Origin of the sequence: Porphyrobacter sp. GA68, from assembly GCF_022605525.1 — a bacterium.
Lineage (GTDB): Bacteria > Pseudomonadota > Alphaproteobacteria > Sphingomonadales > Sphingomonadaceae > Qipengyuania_B.
Map to the genome: position 1 here is coordinate 1 of NZ_JAKQYJ010000004.1, position 7782 is coordinate 7782.

Here is a 7782-nt window from a genome sequence, read left to right on the forward strand (position 1 = left end):
TTGGTCGCTGAAGTGAGGCGCATGAAATCCTCGTTAAGTTCGGCTTTGCCGTATCGTGACCGTGCACGAATTAAGTTGCTCCTTCATTATGACTTTCGGATGAGCACCACCCCAGCAACCACAAGCGCGCCGCCAGCCAGAAGCCAGGATTGATCGACAAGCAATGCGCTAGCCACGATCAATGCGGCAGCTAGAGGGCCTTTCAAGGACTGCCGCTCATTGCGAAGTCCAGCGAGCTGCTCGATACTGAGCGGATCGAGCTGAACCGGCACATATCCTGACTTTGCGATCGAGTTCGCAGTGGCGAGTATGTCGGGCAAGGACGCCGACAACCCCAGCAGCTGACCGCGAAGTTTCTTCAAACCCGACCGAGCGCTAGCGAGCGAGAACCGCTCGGCGAGAAGCTCCGTCATGATCGGCCGGGTCTCTTCGGCGATGTTGTAGTCCGGTGCCAGCGATCGGACGAAGCCCTCTGCAGTCAACAAGGTACGCAGAAGAATGGCCAGATCAGGTGGCAGAACCAGTCGATAATCCCGCAACAGGTCGAAAACGCGGGAAAAAATCTGCGAGAACTCGATGCCAGATAGCACGGTTCCCCTGAACTCTCCGATCAACTGATCCAGATCCACCGCGAGCGCATCGCGATCCACCTTCGGCTCCCCCGCCCATGCGAGCAGGACATTCGCGACATCGCTGGTTTTCTCACCAGCAATCGCAAGCACGAGGCGGACGATCTCGTCGCGCCTGGCCTTGGTGAGCGTCCCGACTGATCCGAAGTCGATGAAGCCGACATCCTGCTCGCCGATCAGGAAGACGTTACCCGGATGGGGGTCGCCGTGAAATTCGCCGTTCAGGATGATCATCCGCAGGACAGCGTTGGCATAGCTTTTAGCGAAAGCCGTCACCCGCGGGTCGCCCGATGGGCTGCCCAGCGAAGACGCGGGCCTGCCGTACAGGCGTTCCTGAACGTTCACCCGCAGCCCGGTCAGTTCCCAATGGATGGCCGGGGTCCTGACGCCGATGGTATCGAGATATGCGCCGATCCGCTCGCAGGCTCGGGATTCCGCAGCGAGGTCCATCTCCCAGGCAAGATTGCGGCCGAAGGTCCGCAGAAACTCGACTGGCCGGTAACGCGCGATGTCAGGAGAGCGTGCTTCTGCGATCTCGGCAAGACGCACAAGCAGACGCACATCGGCTTCCATCCGCGCGGCGGTGCCCGGGCGTCGAACCTTCACGATGACCTTGCTACCGTCCCTTAGCTCGGCGGAATAGGTCTGTGCAATCGAGGCGGACGCCAAAGGCTTTTCGTCGAACTGCGCAAAGTCGTTCCGCCAGTCCTCACCCCAGCTTGAAGCAAGTACGGGCTCGATATCTGCGAAGCGCACTGGCGACACCTGATCGTGCAGGGTTGAGAATGCCGTGATCCAGTGTTCGGTGAACAGATCGCTTCGGGTGGCGAGGAGCTGCCCCAGTTTTATGCCGACTGGCCCGATGTCACGGAGGAACGCGACAACTGCGGCCGGGCGAAATTCGCGAGGATCGATGACATTGCTCGAAGAGGGAATAAATCCGAGGGCTCCGGCGAGATTCTTCGCGCCGTGCCTCATTAGGATTTGGCCGATCTCCGCGGCGCGAGCGATGCTGCCGATAGGTTTTTCCTGGGGCGAAGACATGTTTTTACTCAGCCTCGGCCCGGTGTTGGTCCAGATTTTCCGATACCCTTGCAAGGATCCGCCGCAATGCCCGTTTCTCGTCGGCGGCAATGTCGTGCCAAAGTAGGTCATGAAGCCTATCCGCGGAGCCTCTCAGTTCGGGCAGCAGATCGTCAAGCTGCTCCGTGAGGATGAGCTGCCAAGCTCGCCGATCCGTCTCAGCTCGAAGCCTTTTCATCAGCCCTCGTGCGCAAAGGCCTGCAACCGCCTGGCCGATGGTTGCCGATTCCAGCTCCAGTTTCTTCGCTATTTCAGCCTGCGTAAGGGCAGGATCGCGAAGAAGTTGTCCGATGATCCTCCACTGTGTCTGATTGAGACCGATCCTGGCGACCCTCGCATCGTACACTCTGCGCGCGCCGCGACTGATCTCGTCCATAAGATAGAGAATGCGGTCATCATCGGTGATGACCTTCTGCCGACGCTGAGACCGTGACATGGTATCTGGTTTTTCATCCATAGCGCTGTGTAGTCGGATAGCCTCGGATGCCCAAATGCAAACTGCTAAATGCCTTTACTATTTGACTCACGGCTCATAGGGCGCGAGACGCGTTCACCTTTTACTGAGGCTGCCGAAAGAGTCAGATGACCGATAACTCCAACCAACCGGAGCAGGAGGGCACAACCCCAACGAAACCGCAATCGCGTCGTGGCTTGCGCATCGTGCTAATCATCGTTGGTCTTGCCGTGCTGCTTGGCGGGATCTGGTGGTACTACCGGCACGTAACCTACGGACAGTACATGCAGTCGACCGATAACGCCTATGTCGCTGCCGACAGCGTCGTTATCTCTTCCAAGGTAGCGGGATACGTCGAAGAGGTCTTCGTGGGGGAGAACGAGCAGGTTGCTCGCGGCGGAGCCCTCGTACAACTGGATTTGCGGGATTATCAGGCGCAAGCGCAACAGGCGCGCGCGCAGATCGCTGCGACCCTGGCCGGTGCCGACACAATCCGTTCTCAGGTAGCCGAACAGGATGCAGCCATTCGCCAGGCGCGGGCCCAACTCGCCGCCGCGCGCGCAGCACTGGACCTCGCGAACGACCAGGTGGCGCGATATCGGCCCCTTGCCGCGACAGGAGCCGAACCGCGGGAAAAGCTAGACCAGTATGAGGCGCAGGCGCGGCAGGCGCGGGCCGAACTCGCCGCTGCGCAGGCGGCGGTGGCTGCCGCGACCGCTCGCCGGGGGACCCTGTTCGAGCAGATCAGCCAGACCCAGGCGCAGGCGGACGCTGCCCGCGCTCAGCTGGAAACAGCCGACCTTACGGTTGAATCGACCTTGCTGCGCGCCAGCAAGGCCGGCCGCGTCGGCGATCTCTCGGTGAGGGTGGGCCAGTTCGTGCAACCGGGTCAACGTTTGATGACGGTGGTTCCGGTGAACGCGATCTACGTGACCGCGAACTTCAAAGAAACGCAGGTCGGCCTCATCCGGGCCGGCCAGAGCGTCAGGCTCGAAGTTGACGCCCTGCCAGGCCTTGAGATCGCGGGACGAGTGGTCAGCATATCGCCGGGAACGGGCGCGGAATTTTCCATCCTCCCCCCCGAAAATGCCACCGGCAACTTTACCAAGATCGTTCAACGGATACCCGTCCGCATCGCTATCGATGCTCCCCCTGAAGTGCGGCGTCTGCTCGTTCCCGGCATGTCGGTAGTGGCTACGGTCGACACCCGGAATGCTGCCGGCGAATTGGAAGAGATCTCGAGTCGGACTCAATGACCGAGATACTGGCAGCGCAGGACACTTCGATCGGGCCGGCCGGGAGCCGAAAGAACGCAGACGTGACTGCCTGGGTCGCTGTGGCCGCGGGCGCGCTCGGCGCCATGCTCGCGACGCTGGACATATCAATCGTCAATTCCGCACTCCCCGTCATTCAGGGCGAGATCGGTGCCACAGGCGCCGAAGGCACCTGGATTGCTACGTCATTTCTCGTTGCTGAAATCGTCGTCATTCCGCTGAGCGCTTGGCTGGAACGGCTGTTCGGTCTGCGAACCCTCCTCATCATCGCGGTCAGCGCGTTCACCGCATTTTCGGTGCTATGCGGTGTAGCCACCGACCTTACGACCATGATCATTGGCCGAACGGGCCAGGGCTTCATGGGCGGAGTCCTCATTCCGACCGCAATGACTATTGTGGCTAAACGATTGCCGCCGCACCAACAGCCAATCGGAATGGCCCTGTTCGGCATGACTGTGGTTCTTGGCCCCGTGATGGGGCCATTGATCGGCGGCTGGCTGACCGAGAACCTGAGCTGGCACTATGCCTTTTTCGTCAATGTGCCAGTCTGCGCAATCCTGCTGCTCTTGCTGTTTATCGGGCTGCCTCACGAGAAGCCCAAGTGGGAATATCTCACGGACGCCGATTGGGCGGGCATTGTCGGGCTTATCTTGGGGCTGGGCGGACTTACGGTCGTCCTTGAGGAGGGCCACCGCGAGGAATGGTTTGAATCCTCTCTCATTCGCTTGCTAACGATGGTGACCATTATCGGCTTTGCCTGTTTGATTTACGGACAAGTGAAAGCACGCAAGCCGGTCTTGAAACTTCGGCTCCTGTTCAATCGACAGTTCGCCAGCGTCGCGATCATGGCGCTCGCCCTGGGCATGGTGATGTATGGTTCAACCTACGTTATCCCCCAGTTCCTCGCGATCATCTCTGACTATAATGCTTTTCAGACGGGACTGGTCATCTTCTGGATGGGTGTCCCGGCCTTTCTCCTGATGCCGGTTCTGCCCCTGATGATCCGCAAGGTGGACATCCGCATTGCCGTCGGCACCGGAATGCTGCTGATGGCGATCAGCTGCTTTGTCAGCACGAGTCTGACCGCCGAATCCGGCGGCGCTGTCTTCACTGAAAGTCAGCTTATCCGCGGGGCCGGAATGATACTTGCGATGATGTTCCTGAATCAGGCAACGGTTGCGTCGGTGGCCAAGGAAGACGCGGGCGATGCCTCGGGCATTTTCAACGCGGCCCGCAATCTCGGTGGCTCTTTCGCTCTTTCGGCACTGGCATCGTTCCAGGACCAGCGGATCTGGCATCATAGCCGGCGGATGGAAGAGACCCTGAATGCGAACAGCGTTTCGCTACAGGACTATCTCGACGGGCTGGCGCGAAACTTCGGCGGCATGGAGGGGGCGATGGCCGTCCTGAGCCGCACCCTCCAACGCGAGGCGTTCATAATGACCTACAATGATGTGTTCCTGGTTATGGGGATTCTGACCCTCGCGACGGTTCCGCTGGTCCTCTTCCTGAGGCCGCTTCCAAAAAATGTCTCCCTTTCGATGCACTGAGCCCTACACGATGCGCCACTTGCTACCTCCGATTATCACTATCGCCTTGCTAGCTGGATGCACGGCAGGGCCCGATTATGCAGGCCCCCCGGAAGTTGTGTCAGCAGACACGGGCACTCGCTTTGTGCGCGCTGGCAGTGATGTGAGCGCATCTGATCCGGTTGTCGCTCAATGGTGGCTGCTGCTCGGCGATCCCGAGTTGACGCGGCTGGTGGAGGCTGCGCTGTCCGGCAACCCTTCGCTCGCCGCAGCGCAGGCGCGCATTGCCCAGGCACGGGCATCCATCAGGCAAGACCGTGCGGGTCGAATGCCATCGCTTGGGGCACAGGCCACCACCGTGCAGGGCCGGCTTCCTGGTCTCGACATTCAAGGCGGGGCGCCCCCCCCGTCAGAGCAAACCAATTCCGACGCAGAAACCGATGACTCGCTCAGCTTTTTCAATGTGGGCCTTAACGCCAACTGGGAGCTGGAGTTCGCCGGTGGCTCGCGCAGGCGCATTGAAGCCAGCAATGCCCAAGCTGCTGCAACGGTGGCCAATGCAGAGGACGCAAAGGTCCAGTTGACTGCCCAAGTGGCCAGCACCTACGTCAATTTGCGGGAGGCCCAATTCCGCGCAGAACAATTTGAGGCGCAGATTTCGTTGCAGGAAGAGATCCTGGCGCTGACATACCAACGCTATCAGCGCGGTGCATTGCCGCTTTTCCCGGTAGGCACCGCGAATGCCGAACTGCAGATGCTCAAGTCACAACTTGCCGAAGCTGAAGCGGATATCGCAGTCCTGTCTGATGCACTCGCTATACTGACCGGACAGGTGCCGGGATCAGTTGATGCAGCGCTCACGACTGCGCATTCCATTCCCATGCCGCCAGAGCAGGTCGCGATCGGCGATCCGGCAAGCCTGGTGGCGCGTCGGCCTGACATAAGGGCGGCCGAACGGTCTCTTGCCGCGTCGACGGCGCGGATCGGGGTGGCCGAGGCGGCGCGGTTCCCGAAATTGTCCTTCACAGGGATCCTGGGCCTCGGCGGATCCTCGTTGGACGACGTTGTCGATGTCGGCGATTTCTCCGCACTCGCGATTCCGCGCCTCCAGTGGAATTTTCTGGATTTCGGCAGGGTAGACGCTGCGATCGACCAAGCCGGGGCAGCGCGCAACGAAGCAGTCGCCAATTACCAGCAGACGGTGCTTCTGGCACTGCAAGACGCCGAACGTGCCTTGGCTCGCTTCGGCCAGCAGCGTGTTGCGCTCGCTGCCAGTATGCAAATCAAGAAGCAGGCTGACGTCGCGGCAGACCTGAACCGCCAACGTTTTGCCGCAGGAGCGATCTCGAAGGCTGACCTCAACCGGGCCCTGCGAGAACAGCAGCAGGCCTCAGGAGACCTCGTCCGGGCAAGAGGCGCCCTTACGCTGTCGTGGATTGCGCTGCAGAAGTCGCTGGGCCTTGGGTGGCAAGAGCCTGTTCGAGATCAATAGTCCCGCGGCGCTGATCAATTGATCCGGTTGACGAGAAGTAAGCGCCCCTGCCGCTGGCGACCAACTTGCCGTCGGGCTCGAGAACCCGGGTTTCCGCCACCGAAATCTGTCGCCCGATCTTCACGATCTGTCCGTGAGCAGTGAGAGGTCCTGAGGTTGCAGGACGGTGGTAATCGACATGCAGATCGGCCGTCGCTCTCGCCGCGACGCCCCCGGCAAGCAGAGTATAAAGCCCGGTGAGGTCGACCAGTGAAGCCAGGACCCCTCCATGCGCCGACCCAATCATAGGGTTCGACACGATCTCTTCGCGCCATGGCATGGTGATCGAGATTGACTGGTCGGAGCATGTTGCAATCTCCAGCCCAAGCCATCGGTGAAACGGCGCGATATTCAGCATTTCCTGCAAGCGCTCTCGATCGATCATAGCTCCCTCGTCCCCTGTGGCTGAGCCGTATCGGATGAGTGATAGCGCCCTAGGAAATCGACGATAGCGGCGGAAAAGGCATCGTTCGCATCGCCCACGACCATGTGCGTGGCATCGGCAATATCGGTGTATTCTGCATGGGGGGCGAGTTGTCGCAGATGCAAAACGGCCTCTTCGGAAACAAGGTCGCTAGAGCCGCCTCGGATGAGGTGAAGCGGAAGCGTGAGATTCGCCGCAGCTTGGCTCAGCATTGCCGATTGACGTTCTTGGCTGTCTGGGTCGCCTTGTCTGGCTGACATTATATTACGGATAAACACAGGGTCCCAGTGCCAATAGAAGCGCCCATCCGGCTTCTGCCGCAGATAGCTTTTCAGACCATCGCTCGCGCCCCGCCTGGGACGATGCGGCATGTAGCGAGCGATCACGTCGGCCGCCTCCTCTGGTGAGGCGAAGCCGCTATCGACATGCTCTTCCATGAAACCAACCACGCGCATCACACCGCTGGGTTCCATAAGCGGGGCAATGTCGACCAATGTGAGCGAAGCAAAGCTACCTGGAGCAAGCTCCCCTTCGGCAATCAGTCCGGCGAGCCCGCCCAGTGAAGCGCCGACCAGCGCTGGCTTCTGGTCCAGGCGCGACGCTGCAGCGACCAGATCCGCCGCGAAGTCGCGCATTTCATAAGCTCCGCATGGCGACCAATCGCTGTCTCCGTGACCGCGCATGTCGAAGGCGATTGCGCGAAAGCCGGCTTGAGCCAGCTCGCTGACCACCCTTCTCCACGCGCGCCGTGTCTGCCCGCCGCCGTGCGCAAGAAGGACGGGTATGGCGTAGGCATCCCCCTCAGCCTCGGCTGTAAGAGAAATCGCGCCTGCGCCCTCAATCGTAAAGGTTTCTCTC

The 7782-nt window shown here is 60.5% G+C and carries 8 protein-coding genes; 4 read left to right on the plus strand and 4 right to left on the minus strand.

From position 1 onward, the window contains the following. Positions 1 to 86 precede the first annotated feature (86 nt). Complete coding sequence (locus LHJ54_RS12625) at positions 87 to 1673, minus strand: AarF/ABC1/UbiB kinase family protein (RefSeq protein ID WP_228244235.1); 1587 nt, start codon at positions 1671 to 1673, stop codon at positions 87 to 89. A 4-nt stretch (positions 1674 to 1677) separates the two neighbouring features. Continuing rightward, complete coding sequence (locus tag LHJ54_RS12630; protein WP_228244236.1) at positions 1678 to 2169, minus strand: MarR family winged helix-turn-helix transcriptional regulator; 492 nt, start codon at positions 2167 to 2169, stop codon at positions 1678 to 1680. Positions 2170 to 2372: 203 nt separating this feature from the next. Between LHJ54_RS12630 and LHJ54_RS12635 the strand changes: the two genes are divergently transcribed. Genes LHJ54_RS12635 through LHJ54_RS12645 form a run of 3 tightly spaced genes read left to right on the plus strand, consistent with a single transcriptional unit; the run spans position 2373 to position 6461 of the window. Then, complete coding sequence (locus tag LHJ54_RS12635) at positions 2373 to 3422, plus strand: HlyD family secretion protein (protein WP_228244237.1); 1050 nt, start codon at positions 2373 to 2375, stop codon at positions 3420 to 3422. Further along, on the plus strand, positions 3419 to 4990 hold the full coding sequence (locus LHJ54_RS12640) for an MDR family MFS transporter (protein WP_160734468.1): 1572 nt from the start codon (positions 3419 to 3421) through the stop codon (positions 4988 to 4990). The genes LHJ54_RS12635 and LHJ54_RS12640 overlap by 4 nt, the downstream gene beginning before the upstream one ends. Before the next feature lie 10 nt (positions 4991 to 5000). After that, the gene (locus LHJ54_RS12645; RefSeq protein ID WP_160734467.1) at positions 5001 to 6461 is read left to right on the plus strand and encodes an efflux transporter outer membrane subunit; all 1461 of its coding nucleotides are present in this window, start codon (positions 5001 to 5003) and stop codon (positions 6459 to 6461) included. Here the strand turns inward: LHJ54_RS12645 and LHJ54_RS12650 are convergent. Further along, the gene (locus LHJ54_RS12650) at positions 6391 to 6885 is read right to left on the minus strand and encodes a hotdog fold thioesterase (protein WP_160734466.1); all 495 of its coding nucleotides are present in this window, start codon (positions 6883 to 6885) and stop codon (positions 6391 to 6393) included. The two genes, LHJ54_RS12645 and LHJ54_RS12650, sit on opposite strands and share 71 nt — an antisense overlap. Further along, positions 6882 to 7655, minus strand: a complete 774-nt coding sequence (locus tag LHJ54_RS12655; RefSeq protein WP_241721458.1) for an alpha/beta fold hydrolase — start codon at positions 7653 to 7655, stop codon at positions 6882 to 6884. The genes LHJ54_RS12650 and LHJ54_RS12655 overlap by 4 nt, the downstream gene beginning before the upstream one ends. Between LHJ54_RS12655 and LHJ54_RS12795 the strand changes: the two genes are divergently transcribed. Beyond that, on the plus strand, positions 7596 to 7782 hold a 187-nt coding region (locus LHJ54_RS12795), incomplete at its 3' end, for a hypothetical protein (protein ID WP_241721459.1). The two genes, LHJ54_RS12655 and LHJ54_RS12795, sit on opposite strands and share 60 nt — an antisense overlap.

Bases quoted from the DNA above. Each gene is read 5' to 3' on its own strand.
- LHJ54_RS12625 (WP_228244235.1), bottom strand. From the start codon at position 1,673: ATGTCTTCGCCCCAGGAAAAACCTATCGGCAGCATCGCTCGCGCCGCG.
- LHJ54_RS12640 (WP_160734468.1), top strand. From the start codon at position 3,419: ATGACCGAGATACTGGCAGCGCAGGACACTTCGATCGGGCCGGCCGGG.
- LHJ54_RS12630 (WP_228244236.1), bottom strand. From the start codon at position 2,169: ATGGATGAAAAACCAGATACCATGTCACGGTCTCAGCGTCGGCAGAAG.
- LHJ54_RS12645 (WP_160734467.1), top strand. From the start codon at position 5,001: ATGCGCCACTTGCTACCTCCGATTATCACTATCGCCTTGCTAGCTGGA.
- LHJ54_RS12650 (WP_160734466.1), bottom strand. From the start codon at position 6,885: ATGATCGATCGAGAGCGCTTGCAGGAAATGCTGAATATCGCGCCGTTT.